We start from the raw sequence: 25,410 nt of genomic DNA, 5'->3' as shown, positions 1-25,410 counted from the left end.
CGAGCAGTCGCAGCGGTGGTGCTGGGTGTAGCATCTAACTTATTTCGCCAATTTCATCGCGACACGTAGTATCTCCCTTTTCGACAGAAAGCGTCGGACAACACTCTCACCGCCCCAAAAGACATCCAATTCAAATCGGTATGGAGGGTCCCTCTCGACAGGTGCGCCACCCCATGAAAGATGCAGACTGGTCTTCGTTACAATGTCGTGATTGACTTTATTGAACACGACACATGCTACCAGCGCCCAGAGCACCTTGTCAGGCATGTGGATGTGACCGTCCTCAAGGGAAATGGCCCAAACGCTCGACCCTTGGGTTTCGCTTTTTGTGAAAGTGAACTCTTCGCTTATTTCGTGCCCGTGCATCAATGAACACCGAAAGACATTGTATACCAAGTCCGCAAAGTCAGGCTTTGGTATTATTCGTCCATTGTCGGTCTTTAGTGTTATTTCAGGGAAAACCGTTTCTTCGAAGTTCATACCAGAACCGATGAAAGGCTCGATAACCCAGTAATTTTCCCGCACGAAGTCTTTGTACTCCGACGCACTCACTTTCGACTTCTTCAGGGTTTTTCGCACCGTTGCTTCGATTGCCGGACAGATGAATGACATGCCTTTTGCGATGTCGCCCTCAATTCCTGCGGCCATCGCTTCTACTACCCGCTGTCCAGTATCCATTCCATGCTTTCCTACTGTCTATCTGGACCCGAAGGGCTCTACAAAAACCATGAACGAAAGCCCCAAACGATAAAAGGCAAAATATTTCGGCAAAAAAATCTGAGTACCAGAGATTATACATAGTGCCGCGCAGACCCCCCGGTGGGGCCACCTCAGGACCAACTCTCTCCACCTACGGGAAATTCCCGTTAATGCAATAAAAACAATAGGTTGACTGTCCTTTGACGCTGAGCCAAGTTAAGCGCGCATCGCTCCTGATGCACATCATTTAATGAGGTATTGACCCATGATCATCTTTGACTTTCGCTTTGGCCCTTTTGACTTGCTCGTTGAGCGTGAGACCCGTTCAGTTCCTTTTAAGGTGACCCGTGAGGGACCCGGTGAGGTGTTCGTTGATGTTGGACGTTATGCCCTGACGTTCACCCACCACAGAAGGTGCCCAAAGGCATCCTGAACGCATGGGTCTCATTTGACCGGAGTGTAACAAGACGGGTGCCAACCCCTCAGATACTGTCTCATTTAAGTGGGGTTGACACTTAAAGCACACATTCTTACTTAACTCTATAAGGTTAACGATACACTCTCGGAGACAGGCACATGCTAATCGGATACGCGCGGACGTCGACAGCAGACCAGATCGCAGGCTTTGAAGCGCAGCAGCGCGAGCTTAAAGACCATGGTTGTGAGAAGGTGTTTGCTGAGCAGGTCAGTAGTGTGAAGCAGAGAGACCAACTAGAGACCGCCATAGACTTTGCCCGTGAAGGGGACATTCTGGTGGTCACTAAGCTGGACCGTCTGGCGCGCTCGGTCCCTGACCTCATCGATATTCGCAAGCGGCTTTCATGCAAGGGCGTTCAACTGCACATCATGAACATGCCCATGATGAACGACAGCGCCACCGCACAGATGCTTGAGACTATCCTCGGGGCTGTTGCTCAGTTTGAACGTGAGGTGATGCTTGAGAGGCAGCGTGAAGGGATTGCTAAGGCCAAGGCAGAAGGGAAATTCAAAGGACGCCCAGCCATGGACGAGACTAAGGCAGCGGCTATTCGTGAAGCGTTCCAGAAAGGCGAGAAGCCGACCCAGATCGCAAGGGACTTCGAGGTCAGCAGAGCCACGGTTTACAGACTGGCCAAAGAGACGGCTTGAGGTGCTGAAAGCAGTTCACCCCCATACATGCAGAAAGTAAGCGGCCAGTGAGCAACAGTCATCGCTCATACAAGCAGAAACCAATTCACCCCCACTTTAGCCGTACAGAACGCTCGCTACTAGGTCGGAGTTAACCTTAAGGCGTGCGCTAGATGCAGCCATAGGTTTGAAGCTAGAAGGTCTAACCAGAAGTATTGCTCAGTCAAATGCAAGAAGGCAGGCAGTAAGAACACAGCCAGAGGCGACCGTGCTTTAGAGAACAAGGGGCGGTCTAGGACGCATTACGAGCGTGCGAGAGACTTGGAGCAAATGGTCTATTCCGTCGCTCCTTCAGAGCGTCTTGGCGTCATGCGACACATCCTGTCTTACGTGCTTGTAGATGCTGGTCTCAGGAACATTCTGTGCGACCCTAAGTTGCTTCGTGAACAGCCCAGAAAGTCGGGGCGGAAGAACATTTCTCAAGCGGCCAGTAGATACACAGGTAAGTTCTATGGTCTCTCTATCCAGACGTACGTCCATAGGGTCACTGACGGTTTCGCCTATTTTGGGGTCCACGCATTTCTCAATGGTTTCGATGACAGGTCTAGGGGTGAAGTATTGGCCAGCACTGGATTTCACCTCGGATGCATTGCGCTCCAACAGACCCTCGTAAATCTCACCCTTCACATCTACGCCGATGTCTATCCACGGCCCTTCCCTGTCGATGAGGGACACCACACGGGTCATCTTGGCGGGGTGGCTGAGTTTTTGTTCTGGGACTTGCGGAAGATCGTGCCTATAAGGCCACTCTGCTTGGCAAGTTCTTCGAGCGTGTGCCGGTATTGAAGCTCACTAACTCATCACCGGACTTTCCCGCGAGGTGTGACCAGTTCCACTCCACGGGCACCGACGAGGGTTCCCCCAAAAGATCAACCCGTTCTTGGTCCATCTTAAGGAACAGGAGGTAAGTGATCTGCTCAACATAGTCGCCGTAGGAAACGCCCTGATCACGCAGCACGTGCGCGTAGTTCCAGACCTTGGAGACAAGCTGCTCGTTGTTCATCAGGGCGCCTCATTTCCTTTCGTTTGTTCCGCTTCGAAGACCTGCAGTAAGTCAAATGGAACAACGCCCTTCATGCGGAATGTATGCTGGCCCATGACTGTTTCGCTTACTTTGCCATCGGGCATGTCCAGATAATCTGGGGTAACACCACGTTCATCTTCGACACGGTCAAGAGGCATTTTGGGAAGTTTCAGCACGACCGGCGCATATGCTCGAACAGCTACTGAACTTGTCTGGCTTGCGAAAACCATAGTTGAAATTGGGCAGCGCGACGACATTGTAGCAAAGTTGGCAGCCTTAGATCTACTTAGATCGCCTTGATGCGTTGCGGGGTGGTCGTAGTTTCCCAACGCGTCAGCTTGGACCACTCTCATCTCCATCCAACGACAAACGCGCCCGTTCTGCATTATTTCTGACCTTCCATCCTTCCATCCTTCGCAGATTTGGCAATGGCGTTAGCGCTCCGTTTAAGGAGCTACCCGGCGCCACCCCTCCATCAATTGAGCAAAACCCCTTCCTCAACAGAGCATACGATGAGCCCCAACGCTCTCTTATCAATCAACTTAAACTGTCCCGTTGGCGCTGATATTAGAAAATTGAATCAAATATGACGATAAGCCGCCAACAATTGCGATCCAGTTTAAGAAGACTGATTGGCATCCAAATCTCTAGGCGATATAGGTGGCGCGGATGTAGGTCACTCGCTATGGAAACTGTTATGGAAGCTACTCGATATGATTGAAAACCAGAAGATTGCGGTTGTCGTGCCAGCCTACAATGAAGCTGGTCGCATTGAGGGAGTCATTGACTCAATGCCAACTGAAGTTGACATGGTTTATGTCGTTAATGATCAAAGCACTGACAATACTGCTGAGGTAGTTCAACAAAAATCCTCTTTGGATAGCCGTGTCGTACTGATTGACTTGGAGAAGAACTCCGGAGTGGGCGCAGCAATTGTACGGGGTTATCAAGAAGTCATAAAAAACGGTGAGGACATAGCGGTTGTGATGGCAGGTGACGGCCAAATGGACCCCATCGACTTTCCCGACATCATTCGTCCAATCGTGGATGACCGGGCAGATTATTCGAAGGGGAACCGCTTCCTCCGTGGTCGTGAGGAGTTATCCAAAATTCCAAGGCACCGCCTGTTTGGCAATCTGGTCTTATCTATTCTGACAAAAATCGTTTCTGGTTATTGGCACGTCAGCGACACCCAAGGCGGTTATACAGCGATAAATCGCCGGGCACTTTTAGCGGTCGATTGGGGTAAATGCTATCCGCGCTACGGTTGCCCAAATGACTATTTAGTTCGATTAAACACGGCAGATATGCGTGTTTGCGACGTGCCTATCACTGCTGTATACGGTTCCGAGTGGCAGTCTAAAATGAAATCACACAAGGTAATACTTCCCATCGTATTACTCTTGATTAGGTTGTTTTTTTTCCGTGTTTTAAATAAATATGCTTTTCGGCACGGTCACCCTATAGTTTTGTTTTATGCACTCGCGATTTTCGCGTCGATTTTGAGCCTATTTTTAATGGCTTATATTATTGTGAAGCTATTCGTTGTCGGAAGCATCTCGCAAACTGCATCGATATTTTTCGGAATGACGACAATTGTCAGCATTCAATTGTGGCTAAATAGCTTTGAAATGGACTATCGATATAATGACTGGCTCTACATACACCCTAAATCCTGATCAGTGCCCCTCATGCGTGAGCGGGAAATTGCAGGAGCGGATGCGGGTTGTTACGCCATATCTGGATCATCGTGAGTGCTATGATATCAAGATTTGCGATCAATGCGGTCATGGCGTTGCAATCGGCAGATCAGATCTTGAATATCTATCTCAGATCTATACCGATGGCTTTTTCGCCAGCGATCAACAGGCAATTGAAAGCGCAACATCGCCTATAAACCGCAATGCCAGGGAGCGGGCGGAAAATCTTTCACGAACTTGTAGTGGGCGGGTGCTCGACATCGGCGCAGGAAATGGTGCATTTCTTCGAGCTGCCCGGAAAAAAGGCTTCGCCATCGATGGTGTTGAATTTTCAACTGTTGCGGCAAGTAAAGCAAGGGATGCTGGTTTCACCATTTTTGAGGGCGATTTCGTCGCAACCGACTTTCAGGGTGCTTCCTATGACTTGATTACTCTTTGGGATGTTCTCGCAAGCTTGCATCAGCCTGCGGAGGTGTTGGAGAAATGCTTCACACTGCTTCAAGATGACGGTTCTCTGGTCATGACTTTACCCATGATTGACGCTAAAATTGCTCGATTAATGGGCGCTCGCTGGGCTCTAATGATTCCACCTGTAAATCTACATTTTTTCACTCGCCAGAGCATTCGACAATTGATCGAGCGTGCTGGCTTTGAGTTGCAAGACATACGTACAGAGAGCAAGAAGGTAAGCCTAAACTTCATCGCCATCAAAGCAGTACGGAGTTTTCGGTTACATTTCCTAGAACCAATCGTTACCAAACTGGTGCCCAATTGGAACGTCACACTTAACACCGGTGACATTGCGACGGTTACTCTTTGCAAGAAAAGGACCTAGAAGTCAGATGAAACTGATTGTGACCGGCGTTACCCGAACCGGAAACCTCGGGGGCACAGCCATGTTGTGTGCTGTGCAGGATGTGTTGTTGCCACACCTTACAAGATTTCAACTTGCATCCATTCTCCCAACCAAGGATGCCGCTGTAGCGCATACCGTCGATAAGGCAGAAATTGTTGCGGCGGATTATCGTACATTGATGCTAGTTGCTGCACCTTTCTGCTTGCTTTTTTGGCCGTTTCGTCGTTTCCGGCTGGTTAAAGAAATTGCAAAGCAAGTTCCAGTGCTAAAACACTTCTCCGATATTGATGCAGTGGCTGATCTGTCTGGGGTTGCCTTCATTGACGGGCGCGGATTCCCGCTTTTGGCCTACAATGTTGCAGTAACCTTGCCGGGCCTTTTCTTCGGCAAGCCTGTCCACAAACTTTCTCAGGCTATGGGGCCATTCAATAATCCCGTTAATCGTTTTGCTGCAAAATGGGTGCTCAGAAAGTGCACCAAAGTTATAGCTAGGGGTGAAATTTCGCTCGCACATCTGCACCAACTCGGCCTTCAGAAATGTGAGTACGTTCCAGATACCAGCTTCGCATTAGATGTCCAACCGGATTTGAAGCTCCGTGCAAGGCAAGAAATTGCCCGACATTTGCGCCGAGACAAAGGTGAAAGGATGGTGATGATTTCACCTAGCGCGGTGGTGCAAAAGTACTGCGAGAGCGTCGGCAAAGATCTGGTTGAAATTTTGAGCGAAGTGGTCAAAACCCTACATGACAGAGGCATTCATTGCACGCTTCTACCGCATTCTACTGACACTGGAATCGCTAAGAATGACGATTTAAAGATCGTAACTGCGATCAAAGATCACGTCGCAGCAAACCACAGTCTGAATATTGCGGTGCTAGATGCACAGGGCGATCCACGCTGGGCCCGCGCACTGGTTGCCCAAGCAGATGCATTTATTGCATGTCGGTTTCATTCCATGATTGCTGCCCTTTCCCAAGCCGTACCGGTCGTCATTGTTGGCTGGAGTCACAAGTACCAGGAAGCGGCAGCGCCCTTCAAAGCTGGGCAAATGAGCTTAGACTATTCTGAACTTTCGACCGATTCACTTTGTGAACACCTACTAGGTTTGTTGGACAGACAGGATGATCTCAAGCTAATGATGTCTGAAGTTGCGCAGGACTGCTATGATCGATCAGCAGTTAGCATTGCTTCCATATTGAAAGCTGAAAAACTATGACTGCTTCGTCCTCTACAATTGCTGTTAATGAACTGGATGAGGTTGTTTCATCCGGCCGCTGCATTGGCTGCGGCATGTGCTCTATTCCACTCTCCTTTGCTGAAGCGACTTCAAAAGTTGACCTTGTTTGGTCTAAGGATGAGGAAACCTGGGTCCCAACTATTGCAAGCTCAGACGCCGCCAGTCTAGAGCAGCGTGTTTGTCCGGGCGCCAAGGTCGATATGAAAGCGCTTTCGCAAGACGTCTTTGGAGAGCAGCCAGAAGATGGCTTCGTTGGTGTAACAAAATCCATCCAGGCTGGTTACGCAACAGACGAAACTGTGCGGAAATTTGCCGCGTCGGGAGGTGTAACCACAGCTCTTCTTCAGCATTGGTTGAACGAAGATATCATTGATTTTGCTTATTGCACAGCAGGACTTGATCCGCATAATGGCAAAGGTCAAATCGCTCGATATTCCGATGATCTGAGAAACTCTGCAGGCTCCCATTACCATCCGGTAAACTTTGGGGCGGCACTTGAAGAACTGGCGGAGAGCAACGAGCGATTTGCTTTTGTTGGCCTGCCCTGTGAAGTGTCCGCAATGCGAAGCGTGATGGCGTATCGTGACGACATTGCCCAGAGATGCGTAGCGATAATCGGATTGTTCTGTGGTGGAATAAACCGTTATTCTGGTATTGGTCACTACCTCTCCAATTTTGGCGTGGAGGCAGAAAATGTCGAGGAAATCGACTATCGGGATGGGGTATGGCCAGGCCAAATTGCCTTGAAGCAGAAAAACTCTTCCGAGATTCAGCGGATACCTCGGATTCGCGGCAATAGCCGCTGGAATATCCTGCGCTACATGGTCTCTTTTCAGGGCTACTGGATGTTGCCACGTTGCAGAATTTGTCCTGACCAAATATCGGACTTCGCCGATCTTGCTGTGGGTGATCCACATTTGACCCGCTTTAAGGAAAAGGAAAGCGCTGGTTATTCAGCCGTTATCGCCCGTACTGATACGGGCGAGCAGTTGCTGCAGAACGCTGTTGCGGACGGTATTATATGTAGCGAACAGCTAAGCCGGGATGAACTTGTAGCGTCCCAAGGTTATACGCTCGAAAATCGACGTCATGCAGACGTTACCAGAAATATGGCTCGCCGCCTCGGGATAGTGGCACCAGAGTTAAAGCTATATGATGATGTAAAGGGCGCTCGGTCTTGGCATCAGCATGTTTATGCTTTTGTGGACCTATACAAGATTAAAATTCGCAAATGGACGTTCTTGCGACCATTCTACGTACCAATTCAAATAGGGGAATACCTGTTTCTGACTTTTTCTCCGCGCCTCATCGCGTCCCGCACTAAAAAACTTTTGAAGAATAAGTGAAGGCGTCGTCAATGGCATTCCACCTATCTGACTACAAGAGACTCATTGACAAGCTCGCGACGATTCCGGGCAGAGACTGGCTCACCATCACTGGAGCTACCAAAAGCTTGCAAGCAAATGACGGCTTACTTTGTAATGCGAATGTTATGCGTCATGATGTGGATCGCAGTCCTGAAAACGCACTTCACATGGCGAGGCTGGAAGCGAACAACAATATCAAGGCGACCTATTACTTTCGCTGCAACAAGCGCGGACTTTTTCCGGAACGCTATGTTCTTGCGATTTCAGAGCTGAACCACGAAGTTGGTTACCACTATGAATGCCTTTCTCGCAGCAGAGGTGACCGAAAGGCAGCTCTTGAATCGTTCGCGGAAAATCTCGAAAGATTTCGCGGGATCGCTCCCTGCCAAAGCGTTGCGATGCACGGCGCACCTCTAAGCCCCTATCACAATCAAGATCTATTGGTAGGAACTAACCTAAGGGACTATAACCTCGTATCTGACGCAGTACTTAGTTTTGCAAAGACTGAACTTGTGTACTTGACCGACACCGGTGGCAGCTGGAGAGCACCTGAAGTCTTGAATTTGCGAGATCGTGTCGGTGTTGCGACAACGAAACCTGAAACGCCCGAAACGGTAAGTTTTGGACAATGGGTTGCGAAGAATAACCAATTGCTTATCGTCTCAACACATCCAGAACGGTGGGCATATAATACGCCTAACTTTCTGATCGCGGAAGGACGAGATCGCTTGACCAACGCAGCTAAACTGATCATTAACCGCCTTCGAAAAGCCTAGATCAAGCCTAGGACCATTTTCAAAGATCGGTTTACCCAAACAAGGAAAGTAGGGAACATTGAAGATTAACAATGCGCTCATTACGCGGTTCTGGGTGCTGCTTGTTATCGGTTTTGTAACCTACATTTTGATCAAAGAACCGGAGACGCTGCATCGATCAATCTCTCGACTTGAATGGTCTACTGCACTCCCTGCTATAGCTTTGATTGTCGTGGGCAAGATATTGATGGTAGCGCTAGTTCACTTCTCTCTGAAAGGCTATGGTGAAAACAGGTCTGCTCTGTTTTGCTGGCGCGCCTATTCACTTGCTGATATTGCCAAATATCTGCCGGGTGGCATTTGGGGCATTGCCGGACGCTTGGCCATCTATAAGCACAACAACATTGATCTACGCAAGGGAAGTAAAATACTCTTGTCGGAAACTTATATCCTCATACTACTATTTGGTTTGACCGGAGTTCTATCGCTAAGTTTGACCCTGCGCATCGACTGGGTTTTTCAGGCACTGCTTACTCTCGGTCTTATCGCCAGCATAGCAAGTCTCAAAATTTGCCTACCCAATGGTTGCTGGGCAAATCGTGTTGGCGCATTTTTGGTGGCGGCAGTTGGTTGTGTTTTCTTCGGACTAAGCTTTGCCATTATTGCATTGCCGGTAGCCTCAAATTGGCTTTGGTCCGCAGGTCAGTTCAATCTGGCGTTTGCGGTTGGGCAATTGGCTATTTTTGCGCCTTCCGGTATCGGAGTCCGGGAAATCGTTGTTGGCATGCTGCTACCTGAAAACTCTGATCTATCTGTCCGTCATATTGTCGAGATCACAGTAACTCATCGGTTTTTGTGGTTGATCGCCGATTTAGCTTTGGTTCTGCCCTTGTTAGTAATGCCGAAAGACCTTATCGGGAAAAACTGAGTGCAAATGCTGTCTATCATTACTGTTGCTTTCGCGCTCGTTGCTGCGCCGGTAGCATTTTGCCGCTGGTTAAACAACTCGAACAGCTGGCTTCTAGGATTTGCACTCCTTCCCGCTCTGTTTACCGCATATAGTCGAATACTCGTGCATGCGCCAATTCCCGCACCTCTGCTGCCTTGGATGGCGACGCTTCCAGTTATACTCATATCTGCTCTCGTTCTAGTGGTTGCCGTATTTCATGTTTCCTCAAATTGGCGCAAAATAAGGAATTCTGTAGCGCTTAAGTTCTCTCACATACTTCCGGTTACGCTGGGGCTACTGGCGGGCTATTTCGCTTTCGCGGCGTATGCACAATCCGTCCGTCTTCATATCGACAACGACATTTCGGTATATTTTCTTGAGGCCGCGAGAATTGCCCAATCACTAAGAGATGGATTAAGCCTTCAGGAGTATTTTAACCTGACCGGAACCAAACATCCCCATGACATTTCGTACAGCCTTTATCTTACTTGGGGATTCTTAACTTCGGCCACGCCCGGATTTGGCGACGACCAGGTGCCGCGCTTACTTATCGGGGTCAACCATTTAGCTGCGGTGGCGGGCATTCTTTATTTTGTGACCAGCCAATCCAAGCTTACGCCTCTTTGGTTTTTTTTGGCACTATCGCTTATCGTTTCTCATTCCGGTTGGGAGTATCAGCTAAGAGCTCTTAGCAGAGATAGCTATGTGGTCGCGCCGTTATTTGTAGCTTTTGGGCTGTTGCTACAATCGCAACCTATCAATTGCTCTTATATGTGCAAACAGTCAATTTCTAACACCATGGTTACACTGTTTGCGGTGCTCGGGAGCTTGCAAGGACACACACTTGGGGCAATCTATATGTGTGCTGCCTGGTCCGCGATTGGTTTGATATTGTTGTACAGGCACAAATGGGCCGTTTTTCGAATAGCCGAGCTTTGGGTGGCGAGTTGTCTGGTGTTCTATTTTGCGATTCAGAACTATTTGAAATACAGCCGTACGGAATCCGGCAATCTTGGCTTTGCTTATCCCTACTATGTCGATCCAGTTCTCAAAGGGAGGTTTGAGACGAACCGGTCCTTCATGAATGAGCCTAGTTTGTTCGAGTTGTCATATGTGACACTGATTCAAAGAGGTGTCGGTTATTGGGTTTATGCGATAGCCATCGCTGCATCGCTTCTAATCTGGTTTAGGTTCTGGAATAAGCGGAATTTGATCTCAATTGGAGATGGGCAGGCATGGCTATGCACCGCATTCATAATTTGTGTGATAATGTCAGCTATCTATCTCTTTCCGGTTCAGATGGACGGAATCACTCTAAGCGCGGCGGTAGTTGCCAATCTGCGCTACGGATTTCCCATTGCGTTGCTGGTGGTTTGTTTGGTCTTTTTCAGCCTCAAGCTGATCACTTTCTCCTTGAAGACGCTAAAAACACCCCTTTACCTGCAGCGTATTGTGCTTTTGATCACAGCTCTTTTTGTCGGCTCTTTGAACTTAGCTACAAACATCCGGCTGCAAAGCCAGATTAACGAGAGAGAAAGCGCCAGGGCCAAACTACAACACAGTCTATGCCTTCACTTAAAGGCTCGGGGCGCACGCAAGATCGCCATCGATAGGAATGGCGCGTTGTATCGCTGTCCTGTCGACAGTTTCTATCTGTTCTCGGAGCAGGGAAGCAAAATTCTGACTAGCGGCAGCGCCGATGAGTTCAATGCCTTGTTAGAGGCAGAGCGAGTTGATGTCATATTGTTGGAGCTAAGTACAAAGACTTGGTGGGAAGATGCGCAGCTATTTGGGCATCTTCAGAATGAGTGGTTTAAAAGTGGCTTCGGCAACTTAAAGATATTTGTACGCCCCTCCATGGTGAAACGAATGGGTCTTCCTGCTTTTGATGAAAATACAAAATTTGATGAAGGCGTTGAACGTCTAAACAAAGTTATTAATCCAAGCTGGGCTCAAGAATAACACTTAATCTTACGTTGACGCTTCTCTCCTCCATAGCTTCGGCTATCATGTTCGCCTTAACAGATGAACAATAAATGGTTCTTAAACGATACCTGATTTCACTACTGGATAAGATCGAAAAGGGAGAGCTGTCCCCAAAGGCAATGCTGTCGCGGACTTTCAATGCTACGTAAATTTGGGGAGACAGGACGAGATTTGGTTTCTTCATATCCAAGACGCATTTCTATGACCGGCATCGCGATCAGTTCAACGCCCGCCAAGGCAAGGTAATCGCCCGGTTGTTCAACGCTGGGCCGAATGGATTCAAAGGCGGATTGAGCGCCGAGAACCATATCTCGATCACGGGAACGTCCCGGGCCACGGCGACGCGGAATCTCCAGGATCTGGTCGAGAAGGGCGCTCTGAGCCGAACGGGTGAACTCCGATACACGCGATATTGGTTGAAGCTGGATCGGGACGGGTGGGGGGCTGAAGTACGGCACGAAGGGTGGTAAGGTCATTTAGCTTAGATAGATGGTATCATAACCCTTTGCTTCGCCATCCTCGAACTGACTAAAGTGTTTCGAGGAAAGTTTGAGTCGTTGGGATTCCCCTGAGGCCTGATTTGTGATTCACCCTGATTGGGAGGATCGGATTATGCCAGCACCGTTGCCAATGGAACTTCGAGAGCGATTTGCGCGCCTGATCGGTGAAGGGCTAACTGGGCGAGAGGCTTCGCGCCGATTACAGGTATCCGCTGCAACGGGTGGGCGGTGGGCACGGCAAATTCGGAGCAGTGGTTCCGCCCCCGTTGCGCTTATGGGGCGACCTCCGGGTACTGGCAAACTGGCCGCTCATGTTGGCTTTTTCCGCGAATTGGTGATGCAGGACCCAGACATCACGCTCTTTGAACTGCGCAACGCGTTTGCCGAAGCCGAAGGTGCCACCGTCCACCATTCAGCGATTGCAAGCCTTCTCAAGCGCCTCGGCTTTACGCACAAAAAAGGTCGTTGGTGGCCACCGAGCGACGACGTGCAAAGGTAAGACGGCAGCGCGATGATTGGGCGGCGCATCGTTCGCCTGCCATCGCCCGAATGCCTGACCGCGTTGTGTTTTTGGACGAAACGGCGGTCAAGACGAACCTCACCCGGCTGCGCGATTGGGCACCACAAGGCGAAAGGTTAACCATGGACGCCCCGTTCGGCAGTTGGGGCACGCAGACCCTGATCGCAGGGTTGACTTGTGACACCCTGATCGCACCATGGGTGATCAAGGGCGCGATGGATGGAGCCGCATTCGCGGCGTATGTCCGTGAAGTGCTGATCCCCGAGATCGCACCCTGCACGGCGGTCATCCTCGACAACCTGGCAACCCACCGCAACAAGGAGGCCGCACAAGCCCTCCGTGATCACGGTTGCTGGTTCCTCTACTTGCCCCCATATTCGCCCGATTTGAATCCTATCGAACAGGCCTTCTCAAAGCTCAAGGCGCATCTCAGGCGGATAGGAGCCCGTTCCTTTACGACAGTTTTCGCCGCAATCGGCGAAATCTGTGATCTCTATGAAACCGATGAGTGTTGGAACTACTTCAAGGCCGCCGGCTATGCCTCAAACTAATCTCGAAATGCTTTAGGCACAGTGACCTGCCCCCTGCATGTCCTTCATTCGTAACGAGAGTGAGCACGTGCAGCGATTGGTAGTTTTGAGGGCCGCGGGCGTAGCATCTTGACGGTTGGGTGAAGGTCCGGTTTGCACCGTTCTTTGCTTTCCTGGCTACATCTTCCAAGTTGTGAGGAACCCGAACCCAGTCAGGTGCATCTCTAACAAACACTTTCTTTGTTTAAATAAAAGAATCTGTTGCAAACATTTGGCTGTTGACGAGGTCGGATGCTGCGGGTGAATGACTTTCGGTATAATCAGTCGAAAGTCAGTTCATGATTTCCTTCAAAGGCGTGCAATATCGGAAGGATGTGATCCTGTTCGCGGTGTTTTTTCTACGTCCGATACGGTGTGTCATACCGGGATCTGGAAGAAATCATGTCAGAGCGCCGTGTTTCAGTGGACCACTCCACACTAAACCGATGGGTAACACGGTATTCTGGTGCAATCGCTGAGGCAGCACGTCGCCACAAAGGGTGACTTGCTTTGCGTGGAGGTTAAGGATTGGAACCAACTTAATAAGTCAGACCCGATGGCCTACGACCCGAAGATCAGGTCACGTTCATTCGAGACAGCGGAACACTTAGTAGGAAATTAGGCGTGGTGTATTTTTCACTACGCTGGATTTACACTACGCAAGACGTCGGTGTTTCTGCAATTTTACAATAACTTAATATAGGTTCGAGGCGGGATGCGTACGTTTCCTGCCGGGGTCGCCATTTTCTTTGTGTGTGACATGTGTAAATTATTATTATTAAATACTTTTTACCACTGACAAGTTCTGTTTAGTGAAGTTCTCTAAGCACTTTGCGTCACCGTTTTCTCCACAATGTGAGGTAAACAATAAGTGATGGTAGATCATGTTCTTGGTTTTGAGGGGGTAAACCCGAAAAAGAGTTTTTGGCGCTTCAAGAACGTTACATTGTGAAGGGGGTAACTCGTGAGGAGCTTCGCGCCGAAATGTACCGTCTTGATCAGGAGTAGCCGCGATTGGCGTTAGATGGAGAAGATTGTACCTCTCTTCCACATCTATCTTTTTTGAACCTGCTGGTTTGAATTCCACGTGACGGTGTATGCTGGGTCCAACTCTTTCAGAAATTCGGTGTCCCTGACCTAATCTTACAATCCTCAAGCTTTGAACGCCAAAAAGGATAACACTCATGTATCGATTGCGACTGTATTCCGTCCGTCACGCGCGTACATTTGAGTGGATATACAAACGGGTCGAGTCCGTGATGGTTTCACTTGATCCGTTTTTTCGATGGGTCGGGTATAATCGGGTTGAACGACCGGTTGCCTTGGTTGAACGGGGTGTCAAATCGCTGCTGTTCGACTGCAAGATGTGCGGCCAATGCGTGTTGTCATCAACGGGTATGTCCTGCCCGATGAATTGTCCGAAACAATTGCGCAACGGACCGTGTGGCGGTGTGAGGCCGGGCGAATTCTGCGAAGTGAAGCCAGAGATGAAATGTGTCTGGGCTCTTGCGTGGGATGGTGCAAGCCGGATGCGTGAGGGATCGGACCGGATCAAGGAAGTTCTGCCACCCGTAGAACACGGGTTATCAGGGTCATCTTCCTGGCTGCGTGTCAGCCGCGAGCTCGCTGCGCAGCGTCGTGAAGTGAAAGACAATGCGCGAACAACCTTGGCCGAAGCGTTCAGTGGGGCCCGGTCGATCGAACCGGCATCTGCGCCACTTGCCGAAGAGCCCGAAAAAGCCGTTGATCGGAGTTCCGGCACATGAGCACATTTGATACGACTCAGATTGCACCAACCGGTCATATCCCCACACCGGATGGGTGTGTGTCGCACAGCCGACTGGAACGCGTCCTGAAATCCGGTCGTTTCGCCGTGACCGCCGAACTGAACCCGCCCGACAGTGCGGACCCGGACGATGTGTTTCAGGCCGCCCAGCCGCTCGGCGAGGTTGCGGATGCCATCAACGCGACGGATGCGTCGGGTGCGAATTGCCATATGTCATCCATTGGCATCTGTGCGTTGCTGACCCGCGCGGGATATTCTCCGGTCTATCAGATCTCATGCCGCGATCGGAACAGGATCGCCATTCAGGGTGATGTGCTGGGCGCCGCCGCGCTTGGCGTCAGCAATGTGCTTTGCCTGACCGGAGATGGCGTCGGGGTCGGCGATCAGCCCGGGGCAAAGCCGGTGTTTGACTTTGACTCTCTCACGCTGCTCCGCACGATCCGGACCATGCGGGATGAGGGCAAGTTTCTGTCTGGGCGAAAAATTACGCGCCCGCCGCAGTTGTTCCTGGGCGCGGCCGAAAACCCCTGTATCCCACCATATGACTGGCGGCCGGATCGGCTGGCTAAAAAGATCGAGGCCGGAGCGGAATATATTCAGACGAACTATATCTACGATGTGCCTTTGTTTGAAAAATTCATGTCCCGGATCAGAGATCTGGGTCTGGACAAACGCGTTTACATCATCGCGGGTGTCGGACCTTTGGCCTCGGCCCGCGCGGCCCGATGGATGCGCAACAATGTACCCGGTATCCACATCCCGGAAGCGGTGATTGACCGAATGGAAAGGGCGCAGAATCCATCGGAAGAGGGAAAAAAGATCTGTATCGAACTGATCCAGCAGATGAGTGAAATCGCCGGCGTCTCGGGTGTGCACATCATGGCTTACCGCCGTGAGCATCTGGTGTCCGAGATCATTCTGGAATCGGGCGTATTGCGTGGACGGTCCGGGTCAGCATCCGGGAACTGAGTCGTTTATGAAAACCCATCCACCTGCTGGGCTGATTTGTGACCGTCCTTGGGTGAGGCTCTGCACCATACAAGGCGAAACCGGCGAGCAACGTGAAAGCCGTTTCAGCAACCCGCAATCAAAATCCGCCGACGCCAGTCAGGGCTTCGGCGAATTTTCGAACCTCAGGGTCTTCAGTTCTTCCCAAGCTCTTTGGCGTGCAGCCAGTCGGCGTGTTTCGGGGCTTTCTTGGTCTTTGACCAGTCTTCCAACATCAGCCACTTAACCTCGTCCATACGCGCCAGCATCGCCTCTTCCTCGGGATCAGGGCAGGCCAGTTCGATGCGATGCCCGCTCGGATCGAAGAAATAGATCGAGTGAAAGATCGAGTGATCCGTCACACCCAGAACCTCAACCCCGTTAGCTTCAAGATGCTCTTTAAACTTAATCAGGGTTTCCCGGTCCTTGACCTTGAAGGCGATATGCTGAACCCAAATCGGAGTGTTGGGATCGCGGCCCATTTCCGGCTTGGTGGGCAGTTCAAAAAAGGCCAGGACGTTGCCGTTCCCCGCATCCAGGAACAGGTGCATATAAGGATCGGGTTCGTGTGTCGAAGGCACGTGGTCTTCGGCAATCGCCAGAACGAAATCCATGTTCAGCATCTTGCCGTACCATTCGACCGTTTCCTTCGCATCCTTGCAGCGATAGGCGACGTGATGAATCTGTTCGATTTTCATGGGCTTACTCCCTTTTTTGAGATGCGGCGGCCAGCGCCTGGGACAGCACGTCCCGATCGCCGACATGGTTGGCCAGGATCAGCAACAGCCGGGTATTGTAGTCCTGGCTTTCATCGCTGTTCAGCCCGTCATGGGCCGACAGCAGTTCGGCGTAAAAATCATCGGGACGATCAATGTTGGGTTTGGTGTTGAGGAAGGCCATGTGAGTTACTCCTGACCGGTTGCGCGGCGAATTGCTGCGCGGAAATGGGTTTCGTCAAAGGACGGGCGGCGCGCTGCAACGTGCTGATCTGGTCGGATCAGATAAACAGCGCTGTCATTGTCGCCCAGATAGCGTTCTTTCAGTGCACCGGTCTTGTCATCCGACGCAGACAAGGCGACACGCTTCACCTGGACACCGCTTTCCTCCAGAGTGTCCGGTGCATCGGCATTGATGGTCAGCAACGTGAATTCATTGCCAAGCATGGGCAGCAGGAATGTATCACCCAGCGGCGCGTCCGGGCAGGGCGATCCGGGGCGTGTACGCGCAGGCCCGCCCAGCGCATCCGCCGAGTTCAACGGCGAGCCATCATATGTGCACGGCAGACTGAGACGACCGGAATTCACCAGCGGGCGGGCGAATTCATAGTCCTTGCTCAGCTGCAGAACTGCGTTGCGCAGAACTTTCGACACATCGGATTTTGGTGTGATGAAATCGGTGGAGCGTGTCGAGTTCAGGATATTTTCGTCAGCCCCATGAATCCGCTCCGTATTGTAGCTGTCCAGCAAGGTTTCCGGCGCCTGGCCCTTGATGACCATGCCAAGCTTCCAGCCCAGATTGTCGACGTCCTGCATACCCGAGTTGGCCCCGCGCGCACCGAACGGCGAAACCTGATGCGCCGCATCACCGGCAAAGATCACGCGGCCATGGCGAAACTGTTCCATGCGTTTGCACTGGAAGGTGTAGATTGAGGACCAGACCATATCGTACTGAACGCTATCGCCCAGGAAGGCATCCAGACGGCGGCGAATGTTTTCCTCTTTCATCTCTTCCTTGCGGTCCACATCCCACCCGATCTGGAAGTCCACGCGCCAGATGTCATCGGGTTGCTTGTGCAGAAGGGTCGAGGCCCCCGAGCCATGGGTTGGCTCAAACCAGAACCAGCGTTCGGTCGGAAAATCTGCCTTCATCCTGATGTCAGCGATCAGAAAGCTGTCCTGGAAGACCTTGCCGGTAAAGTCATAGCCCAGCATGTTGCGCAACGGCGACGATGCGCCGTCGCAACCAATCAACCAGTCGGCCTCAAGCTTATAGGGGCCTTCGGGTGTCATGATCTCAAGCACAATGTGGTCATCCTTGACCGTGACGCTATCGACCCGGTTGCCGCCACGAATCTCGATCGGTACGCCGTCTTTTTGAAGGTCGCGGACCCGTTCGATCATGAATTGTTCAAAATAGGGCTGCTGCAGGTTGATGAAGGCGGGGAACTCATGGCCTTCTTCGGGCAGCAGGTTGAACTCAAATACTTTCTCTTCCTTGTGGAACACCTTGCCGAGGTTCCACACAACGCCTTTGTCCAGCATCGGCTTGCCGCAGCCATAGCGGTCTGCGATTTCCAGGGCGCGTTTGGCAAAGCAGATGGCGCGGCTGCCCATGCCAACACCTTCGTGGTCGTCCAGAACCAGAACCGGAATGCCCTGTCGGCCAAGATCCAGCGCTGTTGCCACGCCGATCGGACCGCCCCCCAAAACAACCACCGGATGACGCACTGGCGTGTCCTGATCCTGATCCGCAGAGCGTTCATACGGATAGAGTTTGTATGCGAGTTGGTATCTTTCTTGCAGCATGTTGACCTCGTCCTGAATAGAGCTGTGTCTGGGGCAAGCGTTGGGGTGGCTCTGGAAATTCGCCAGAACGCTCGCTTAGGCATTGGTTGGTTCCGGTGAGGCGGTGCGCCGGGTATGGCGTCGCCTCACCGGGTTGCGTCAGCCCTGTAGCGCCTCCCACATTTCCAGGTCGCGCTGAGCAGTCCAGATCCTTGGGGTATCGATGCCGCGCGCTTCGTCATAGGCGCGGGCGACGTTGAATGGCAGGCAGTGTTCGTAGATCGCGTAGTCGGCGAATTTCGGATCGCAGGCTGCGCGCACGGCGTCCCATGCCTCTTTCAGGGAACCGTTGCGGGCTGCAACCTTGGCGGCGGGCTGGTAGGTGCTGTTCACGAAGTCACGGGTGCTTTCAATCGCCCTGTTCACAGCCTCTTTGCCGATCAAAGCATCGCCCCGGCCCGGCGCGATGGCGTCCACGTCATAGGCCTTGATGTTGTTCAGCGTCTGACCCCAGTCGTTGAAGTGACCATCGCCGCAATAACAGGCCGAATGGTCTTCAACGATGTCACCGGTGAACATGACGTTCTGGTCCGGGACATGGATCACCGCATCCCCAGCGGTATGGGCGCGACCGATCTGTTTGATGTCCACGCGGCGGTTGCCCAGGTAAACGGTCATGCTGTCCGAGAAGGTCGTGGTCGGCCAGGTCAGACCGGGGATGCTCTCATGGCCTTCGAACAAACGAGGAAAGCGCTGGAATTCACTGTCCCAGTCTTCCTGACCGCGTTCAACAACCATCGATCGCGCTTTGTCCGACATGATGATCTGCGGTGCGCCAAAGGCGCTGGCGCCCAGAACGCGCACGGCGTGATAGTGGGTCAGAACAACGTGGCTGATCGGTTTGTCAGTCACCGAGCGCACGCATTCGATCACCTTGTTGGCCAGACGCGGGGTGGCCTGTGCCTCGACGATCATCACACTGTCGTCACCAATGATAATGCCCGAGTTTGGGTCACCCTCGGCGGTAAAAGCATACAGACCCTCACCGATTTCGTCGAATGTGATTTTCTTTTCGGTCATGTCCCCTTGGGACGCGAATTTTTTTGCCATTTTCAAGTTTCCTTAGTGTTTAAAGGGGTTGTCCAATGCGGGCAGAACCGTGCCTACACAGTCGCCGAACCCAATTGTGTAACCGTCGCCGCGCGCCGCACCCTTGAGGGTCAAGGTGTCGCCGTCTTCGATGAAGGAACGGGTTTCTCCGGTATCCAGAATGAAGGGATCTTTCGCGCCCCAGCTAAGTTCCAGCAGTGAGCCGCGGTTTTCCTTTTGAGGTCCTGAGATCGTGCCCGACCCTAGCAGGTCGCCCACATTCATCGCACAGCCCGACGTGGTGTGATGCGCCAGCTGCTGCGCAGCCGAATAATACATCTCATTGTAGTTCGTGCGCGCGATGGTCGAGGCGTCTTTGCCCTCGGGCGCAAGCGTGACTTCGAGATCAATGTCATAAAGCATCGGGCCGCAGTCCTTAAGGTGATCCAGCAGCTCGAACTCACGCGCGGGGGTGTGGCAACGGAACGGTTCCAGCGCCGCCTTGGTCACGATCCACGGGCTGATCGAAGTCGCGGTGGCCTTGGCCTGAAACGGCCCGAGCGGCTGGTATTCCCAGGCCTGGATGTCACGGGCGGACCAATCGTTCAGAAGCACATAGCCAAATATGTTGTCGTCGGCTTCCTGCACGGTGATCGGGCCGTCTGACGATGTGCCGACAATGGCGCCCATCTCAAGCTCGATATCGAACCGGGCGCAGGGGGCAAAACGCGGCAGCGTGTCATTCGGGCCTTTCAGCTGACCCCAGGGGCGGCGCACATCGCTGCCGGACAGGATCACTGAAGAGGCACGGCCGTTATAACCAATCGGAATGTGCAGCCAATTGGGCGGCAGCGCGTTTTCCGGCCCGCGGAACATGGTGCCGACATTGAAAGCATGGTGCCGGCCTGCGTAGAAGTCGGTGTATTCGCTGACCACGATCGGCATGTGCATCTGGACGGAGCTCATTGGCACCAAATGGGGTTCAACCGCGGCTTGTTCGGTGGCACCTTCGACCAGCAGACCGGTAAGGCGTTCGCGCAGCGCATCCCATGCCTCGCTGCCGAGGTCCATGAAGTCGTTCCAGAACGGCAGGTCAAATACCGGGGCATCCGCCAGATCGATCAGGCCGACCTCTTCGGCGGCGGCCAGATCGAGGATCATGTCACCGATGGCCACACCACATCGGGGTTCCTCCTCGGCGACTGAAAAGACGCCATAGGGCAAGTTGTTCAGTGGAAACGGGTGGTTGGCGGTATTTGCGCTTTGCACCCATGATTTCTTAAGTTGGCTCATAAGCTGTTACTCTGCATCTTGTTGCGCCTCAGGCGTCGCATCCGCGAATGCGGGACGCATGAGGCAGGTTTATTCGATTTCGATCAGGCGCGGATAGCGAGACAGGTCCAAACCTCAGCGCCGCGCGGTGCAGTACTGAGGAACCATGCACACATCCGCCAACATCGGCTCATCCCCAATCGCCAATAGGTGTGCGGCCTCATTTCTTCTTCCCGGGCGTGCCGTCGAATTTCTTTTCAATGTCACTCCAGCAGTCGATGTAGTCGTCCTGTAGCGGCGCCTCATTGGCGGCGAATACCGTCAGGTGTTGCGGAAAGCGGGTTTCGAACATGAAGGACATGGTGTCTTCCAGCTTGTCGGGTCCCAGGTTTGAGTTCGATGCCTTTTCAAACGCTTCGCGATCCGGACCATGCGGCAGCATCATGTTGTGCAAACTCATGCCGCCCGGAGAAAAACCCTGCGGCTTGGCGTCATACTGGCCGTAGATGTTGCCCATCAGCTCGGACATGATGTTCTTGTGGTACCAGGGCGGACGGAAGGTATCTTCCATCACCATCCAGCGCTCGCGGAACAGAACAAAGTCGATATTGGCGGTGCCGGGCTGACCAGACGGAGCGGTCAGAACGGTAAAGATCGACGGATCGGGGTGGTCAAACAGGATCGAGCCGACCGGACAATAGGTGCGCAGGTCATATTTTACCGGTGCATAGTTGCCGTGCCATGCCACCACGTCCAACGGGCTGTGTCCGATCTTGGTGGTGTGGAACTGGCCACACCATTTGACGGTCACGGTCGAAGGCACCTCACGGTCTTCGAACGCCGCCACTGGCGCCTTGAAGTCGCGCGGGTTGGCCATGCAGTTCGCGCCGATCGGTCCACGACCCGGCAGTTCGAATTTCTGGCCGTAATTCTCGCAGACGAATCCACGTGCGGGGCCTTCAAGTACCTCGACGCGATAGACCAGACCACGCGGAATGATAGCGATTTCCTTGGGCTCAACGTCGATGATTCCCAGCTCAGTATAGAACCGCAGAATCCCTTCCTGCGGGACCACCAGCAATTCGGAATCGGCCGAAAAGAAATAGTCATCCTCCATCGATGTGTTCACCATATAGATATGACTGGCCATACCGACTTGTGTATTCACATCCCCGGCAGTGGTCATGGTGTGCATACCGGTGATCCAAGTAAGCGTTTCTTCGGTGTGAGGCATCGGACTCCAGCGGTACTGGCCCAGACTGATGACATCAGGGGCAACATTGGGCGCCGATTTCCAATGCGGAACATCGATTTTTTCGTAGCGGTGTGAGTGCTTTACCGACGGGCGGATGCGGTAGCACCATGTACGCTCGTTCTGATGCGCGGGAGCCGTGAAGGCGGTGCCCGAAAGCTGCTCACCATATAGCCCATAGTTACATTTCTGCGGGCTGTTCATGCCTTGAGGCAGGGCATCAGGCAGCGCTTCGGTCTCATAGTCGTTTCCGAAACCCGGCATGTAACCTTCGTGCGGACCCTTCAAGGACGGGGCAACCGTCATGCGTTCGGTTTTTGACATTTCATTCATTTCGCGCGTTCCTTTCGGGCAGATCCGATCGAATTTAAGCAGTTTGCTAATAGTTGATTTTGTAACCAACAAGCTTGACGGGCGCTGATCCTGAAAAAAGATGACTGAGATGTGCAATAAATCGCCGAACCGCTCTCGAGTGTGTTCTGGGCCAAAACCCAGGCTTTGCACATTGGCGGGACTCTTTATTTGCGAAAGTCATCAGTGCTGGACACTTGCACAATTCTGACGCGCCCCGCTTTACGCCAGATAGAGCGTATCCAAGGTATGTGGCGCGCAGAGCGACAAACGAATGCGCTCAAAAGTGACCATATCACTCCTTCCCCGACCAAGATTTGGTTTTTAGGTGTTAAACAAGAGAATAGGGCAAGAACCGTCTTGTTCTGTTGCTTTCCTGTGCGCCAGCTTAGCAACTTCAATACGGCCCTTCAGTTGTAGGGGAAATTATGGTTCGCCTCGTTAGTTCAGCTTTGGGTGGTGCCACTGAATTTCATGAGGGGTATGCCTGCGAAAACACCATAACTCGTTGGCTGTCTTCTGTTCGATGTATTGGGTCATGACCAGAATCGCTTCTGCCTCAAAGATGACTATAGACATAGCGTGATCTTTCCAGGCAAGAGATTCCCGCTAAGCGATTGATTTAATATATAGTATGGGGAATTCATTGGTGCCCAGGAGAGGACTCGAACCTCCACGTCCATACGGACACTAGCACCTGAAGCTAGCGCGTCTACCAATTCCGCCACCTGGGCAGGTGTCGTGGAGGGGCGTTTAAGCCGACTGGCACGGGGCGTCAACAGGAATCGGGGAGATTTTGAAAGTTTTTTGATGCCTTCCCCGGCTTTGTAACTGCATGCTGGAAATTCACGGATGCGCGGCGTTATTGCGCCTTGTTCGCCGGGCGCTTGGGCGATAAATCAGATGAGAACCATCAGCAGGAGCGCCATCATGTCCAAACTGGTCACGATTTACGGTGGATCGGGCTTTGTCGGCCGTTATATCGCGCGGCGGATGGCTGCCGAAGGCTGGCGTGTACGCGTCGCCGTGCGGCGGCCAAACGAGGCGATGTTTGTCCGGCCATATGGCGTCGTCGGGCAGGTTGAACCCATCCTGTGCAATATTCGTGACGATGCGTCGGTCGCGGCGGTAATGCATGGGGCCGATGCCGTAGTGAATTGCGTGGGCGTACTGAATGAGCTGGGCAAGAACGCATTTGACGCGGTTCAGGCCGATGGCGCCGAACGGATTGCGCGGCTGGCGGCGGCGCACGGTGTTGACCGCATGGTCCACATCTCGGCCATCGGTGCGGACTTGGAGGCAGACAGTGAATACGCACGTACCAAAGCGCAGGGCGAGGCAGGCGTATTACAGCATATGCCAAATGCGGTCATCTTGCGCCCTTCGATCATTTTCGGAACGGAAGACCAGTTTTTCAACCGCTTTGCCGGTATGACTCGGATAAGCCCGTTCCTGCCGCTCGTCGGTGCGGATACGAAGTTTCAACCGGTCTTTGTCGATGATGTAGCGCATGCGGCCGTAAAGGGCGTTCTGGGTGCGGCGCCGTCAGGTGTCTATGAACTTGGTGGGCCCGAGACCAAGAGTTTCCGGTCCCTGATGCAGCAAATGCTGGACGTGATCCATCGCCGTCGAATCATTATCGGAATGCCGTTTTGGGCTGCCAAGATCATGGCAGGTGTGCTGGATGTTGCAAAATTCGTCAGTTTCCAGTTGTTTCCGAACAATATCCTGACCCGCGACCAGCTCAAGAATCTGCGCCGCGACAATGTGGTGGAAAAAGACGCCAAGGGCTTTGCAGATCTGGGGATCGAGCCTGCGACGCTGGAATCGGTTCTGCCTGAATATTTGTGGAAATTCCGCCCCTCAGGGCAATATGACGACATTCAGAATTCGGCAAGTAATCTGCGGATCTGATCAGGTGTAGGCGATCAGCAGCAGGATCGCTCCGACAATGACTCGATAGATCACGTAAGGCGTGAAACTGACACTACGCAACAGTCGCATCATCAGGTTCAGCGCCAACAGCGCCGAAACAAAAGCGAATGCTGCGGCAATGGCGCCGTCTTTCGCCAGTTGCGCGTCCGCGTCGCGGATGACGTCAATCGAAAGCAGGACACCCGAGGCCAGAATCGTCGGGATGGACATCAGCATCGCAATCCGGGCACCGTCTTCCCTTGTATAGCCAAGCTTTCGGGCGCCCGTGATTGTGATGCCGGATCGGGAGGTTCCCGGGATCAATGCCAGCATCTGCCACAATCCCATGATCATCGCATCGCGCAGGCACCAATCGGAGACCTGTTTGGTTTGCGGTCCGGTCTGATCAATCCAATACAGCAACAGGCCAAAGCCCAGCATCGCCCAGCCAATTACCGCAACCGAGCGTAAAGATTGGTCGAGCCCGGTCAGGTACAGGATTGCGCCGACAATCACTGTTGGAATGGTTGCGATTATCAAGCCCAGCGCCAGACGCGCCTGTGGGGTATCGATTCGGCCGCGTATCACATGTGGCACCCCTGACAGCGCCTGCTTCACATCGGACTGGAAATACAGAACAACCGCGCCAAGGGTTCCCACATGCACCGCAACATCGATTGCCAGCCCTTGATCGTTTGCACCGGTCAGGCCGGGTAGCAGGATGAGGTGACCCGAGGACGAGACGGGCAAAAACTCGGTTATGCCTTGCACAATCGCCACAAGAATCAAGTGAATAAGGCTCATCTGCTCTGCCAGTGTTATGGTCGTTTTATTATTATCAATGGGTATAAGCGCGTCGCAGGAAAGGGAAGTGCGCAGATAGGTCCGAATCGGAACTAAATATCAGAAGAAATTCGCCAATAACC

The 25,410-nt window shown here is 52.5% G+C and carries 24 protein-coding genes, 1 tRNA gene and 2 pseudogenes; 15 read left to right on the top strand and 12 right to left on the bottom strand.

The window, feature by feature from the left end; all coding sequences use genetic code 11:
* Positions 1-39 precede the first annotated feature (39 nt).
* Complete coding sequence (locus BLU89_RS13875; RefSeq protein WP_074737440.1) at positions 40-678, bottom strand: hypothetical protein; 639 nt, start codon at positions 676-678, stop codon at positions 40-42.
* Positions 679-1,275: 597 nt separating this feature from the next.
* On the opposite strand from BLU89_RS13875, the gene BLU89_RS13870 reads away from it, so the two are divergent.
* Positions 1,276-1,827, top strand: coding sequence for a recombinase family protein (locus tag BLU89_RS13870; protein ID WP_074737439.1), 552 nt, complete (start codon positions 1,276-1,278; stop codon positions 1,825-1,827).
* Between the two features lie 330 nt (positions 1,828-2,157).
* Here the strand turns inward: BLU89_RS13870 and BLU89_RS21630 are convergent, their stop codons facing one another.
* The 3 genes from BLU89_RS21630 to BLU89_RS21340 all read right to left on the bottom strand — a co-directional run bounded on the left by BLU89_RS21630 (position 2,158) and on the right by BLU89_RS21340 (position 3,237).
* Complete coding sequence (locus tag BLU89_RS21630) at positions 2,158-2,541, bottom strand: N-6 DNA methylase (protein WP_218129427.1); 384 nt, start codon at positions 2,539-2,541, stop codon at positions 2,158-2,160.
* Between the two features lie 61 nt (positions 2,542-2,602).
* A complete protein-coding gene (locus BLU89_RS21625) occupies positions 2,603-2,869 on the bottom strand; it encodes a type I restriction-modification system subunit M N-terminal domain-containing protein (protein ID WP_218129426.1) in 267 nt (88 codons plus the stop codon).
* Positions 2,869-3,237 (bottom strand): hypothetical protein, encoded by a 369-nt coding sequence (locus BLU89_RS21340; protein ID WP_143030587.1) that lies wholly within the window; start codon positions 3,235-3,237, stop codon positions 2,869-2,871. The genes BLU89_RS21625 and BLU89_RS21340 overlap by 1 nt, the downstream gene beginning before the upstream one ends.
* Before the next feature lie 285 nt (positions 3,238-3,522).
* On the opposite strand from BLU89_RS21340, the gene BLU89_RS13855 reads away from it, so the two are divergent.
* The 13 genes and pseudogenes from BLU89_RS13855 to BLU89_RS13795 all read left to right on the top strand — a co-directional run bounded on the left by BLU89_RS13855 (position 3,523) and on the right by BLU89_RS13795 (position 16,084).
* Positions 3,523-4,569 (top strand): glycosyltransferase family 2 protein, encoded by a 1,047-nt coding sequence (locus tag BLU89_RS13855; RefSeq protein ID WP_143030586.1) that lies wholly within the window; start codon positions 3,523-3,525, stop codon positions 4,567-4,569.
* A 16-nt stretch (positions 4,570-4,585) separates the two neighbouring features.
* Entirely contained in the window at positions 4,586-5,425 is an 840-nt protein-coding gene (locus tag BLU89_RS13850; RefSeq protein ID WP_176797709.1) for a class I SAM-dependent methyltransferase, read from the top strand.
* A 7-nt stretch (positions 5,426-5,432) separates the two neighbouring features.
* Positions 5,433-6,662, top strand: coding sequence for a polysaccharide pyruvyl transferase family protein (locus BLU89_RS13845; RefSeq protein WP_074737435.1), 1,230 nt, complete (start codon positions 5,433-5,435; stop codon positions 6,660-6,662).
* A complete protein-coding gene (locus BLU89_RS13840) occupies positions 6,659-8,029 on the top strand; it encodes a Coenzyme F420 hydrogenase/dehydrogenase, beta subunit C-terminal domain (protein ID WP_074737434.1) in 1,371 nt (456 codons plus the stop codon). Before BLU89_RS13845 ends, BLU89_RS13840 begins: the two co-directional genes overlap by 4 nt.
* Before the next feature lie 11 nt (positions 8,030-8,040).
* Positions 8,041-8,826, top strand: coding sequence for a hypothetical protein (locus BLU89_RS13835; protein ID WP_143030585.1), 786 nt, complete (start codon positions 8,041-8,043; stop codon positions 8,824-8,826).
* A 58-nt stretch (positions 8,827-8,884) separates the two neighbouring features.
* Complete coding sequence (locus BLU89_RS13830; protein WP_074737432.1) at positions 8,885-9,733, top strand: hypothetical protein; 849 nt, start codon at positions 8,885-8,887, stop codon at positions 9,731-9,733.
* Positions 9,734-11,716 (top strand): hypothetical protein, encoded by a 1,983-nt coding sequence (locus BLU89_RS13825; RefSeq protein ID WP_074737431.1) that lies wholly within the window; start codon positions 9,734-9,736, stop codon positions 11,714-11,716.
* A gap of 191 nt (positions 11,717-11,907) precedes the next feature.
* A pseudogene (locus BLU89_RS21750) lies at positions 11,908-12,210 on the top strand (DUF4172 domain-containing protein); the annotation flags it as partial.
* Positions 12,211-12,352: 142 nt separating this feature from the next.
* On the top strand, positions 12,353-12,739 hold the full coding sequence (locus BLU89_RS13815; protein WP_074737430.1) for a helix-turn-helix domain-containing protein: 387 nt from the start codon (positions 12,353-12,355) through the stop codon (positions 12,737-12,739).
* On the top strand, positions 12,709-13,311 hold the full coding sequence (locus tag BLU89_RS13810; RefSeq protein WP_176797708.1) for an IS630 family transposase: 603 nt from the start codon (positions 12,709-12,711) through the stop codon (positions 13,309-13,311). Before BLU89_RS13815 ends, BLU89_RS13810 begins: the two co-directional genes overlap by 31 nt.
* Before the next feature lie 317 nt (positions 13,312-13,628).
* A pseudogene (locus BLU89_RS13805) lies at positions 13,629-13,827 on the top strand (IS6 family transposase); the annotation flags it as partial.
* A 686-nt stretch (positions 13,828-14,513) separates the two neighbouring features.
* Complete coding sequence (locus BLU89_RS13800; protein ID WP_074737428.1) at positions 14,514-15,095, top strand: methylenetetrahydrofolate reductase C-terminal domain-containing protein; 582 nt, start codon at positions 14,514-14,516, stop codon at positions 15,093-15,095.
* The gene (locus BLU89_RS13795; protein WP_074737427.1) at positions 15,092-16,084 is read left to right on the top strand and encodes a methylenetetrahydrofolate reductase; all 993 of its coding nucleotides are present in this window, start codon (positions 15,092-15,094) and stop codon (positions 16,082-16,084) included. The genes BLU89_RS13800 and BLU89_RS13795 overlap by 4 nt, the downstream gene beginning before the upstream one ends.
* A 173-nt stretch (positions 16,085-16,257) precedes the next feature.
* Here the strand turns inward: BLU89_RS13795 and BLU89_RS13790 are convergent, their stop codons facing one another.
* The 7 genes from BLU89_RS13790 to BLU89_RS13760 form a co-directional block, all read right to left on the bottom strand.
* Positions 16,258-16,800: a VOC family protein gene (locus BLU89_RS13790; protein ID WP_074737426.1), complete on the bottom strand. Its 543-nt coding sequence runs from the start codon at positions 16,798-16,800 to the stop codon at positions 16,258-16,260.
* A 4-nt stretch (positions 16,801-16,804) separates the two neighbouring features.
* Entirely contained in the window at positions 16,805-17,002 is a 198-nt protein-coding gene (locus BLU89_RS13785; protein WP_074737425.1) for a DUF2783 domain-containing protein, read from the bottom strand.
* A 5-nt stretch (positions 17,003-17,007) separates the two neighbouring features.
* Positions 17,008-18,627, bottom strand: coding sequence for an FAD-dependent oxidoreductase (locus BLU89_RS13780; protein WP_074737424.1), 1,620 nt, complete (start codon positions 18,625-18,627; stop codon positions 17,008-17,010).
* Between the two features lie 138 nt (positions 18,628-18,765).
* Positions 18,766-19,716, bottom strand: a complete 951-nt coding sequence (locus BLU89_RS13775) for an MBL fold metallo-hydrolase (protein WP_074737423.1) — start codon at positions 19,714-19,716, stop codon at positions 18,766-18,768.
* A 12-nt stretch (positions 19,717-19,728) separates the two neighbouring features.
* Positions 19,729-20,988, bottom strand: a complete 1,260-nt coding sequence (gene fahA / locus BLU89_RS13770) for a fumarylacetoacetase (protein ID WP_074737422.1) — start codon at positions 20,986-20,988, stop codon at positions 19,729-19,731.
* A 199-nt stretch (positions 20,989-21,187) separates the two neighbouring features.
* A complete protein-coding gene (gene hmgA / locus BLU89_RS13765) occupies positions 21,188-22,543 on the bottom strand; it encodes a homogentisate 1,2-dioxygenase (protein WP_245709762.1) in 1,356 nt (451 codons plus the stop codon).
* A gap of 674 nt (positions 22,544-23,217) precedes the next feature.
* A tRNA-Leu gene (locus BLU89_RS13760) sits at positions 23,218-23,304 on the bottom strand.
* A 196-nt stretch (positions 23,305-23,500) separates the two neighbouring features.
* Between BLU89_RS13760 and BLU89_RS13755 the strand changes: the two genes are divergently transcribed.
* Positions 23,501-24,484, top strand: coding sequence for a complex I NDUFA9 subunit family protein (locus tag BLU89_RS13755; protein ID WP_074737591.1), 984 nt, complete (start codon positions 23,501-23,503; stop codon positions 24,482-24,484).
* Here the strand turns inward: BLU89_RS13755 and BLU89_RS13750 are convergent, their stop codons facing one another.
* A complete protein-coding gene (locus BLU89_RS13750; protein ID WP_074737421.1) occupies positions 24,485-25,288 on the bottom strand; it encodes an undecaprenyl-diphosphate phosphatase in 804 nt (267 codons plus the stop codon).
* Positions 25,289-25,410 lie beyond the last annotated feature (122 nt).

This window comes from Ruegeria halocynthiae, from assembly GCF_900106805.1.
Lineage (GTDB): Bacteria > Pseudomonadota > Alphaproteobacteria > Rhodobacterales > Rhodobacteraceae > Ruegeria > Ruegeria halocynthiae.
This window is presented reverse-complemented; position numbering and strand designations above follow the sequence as displayed.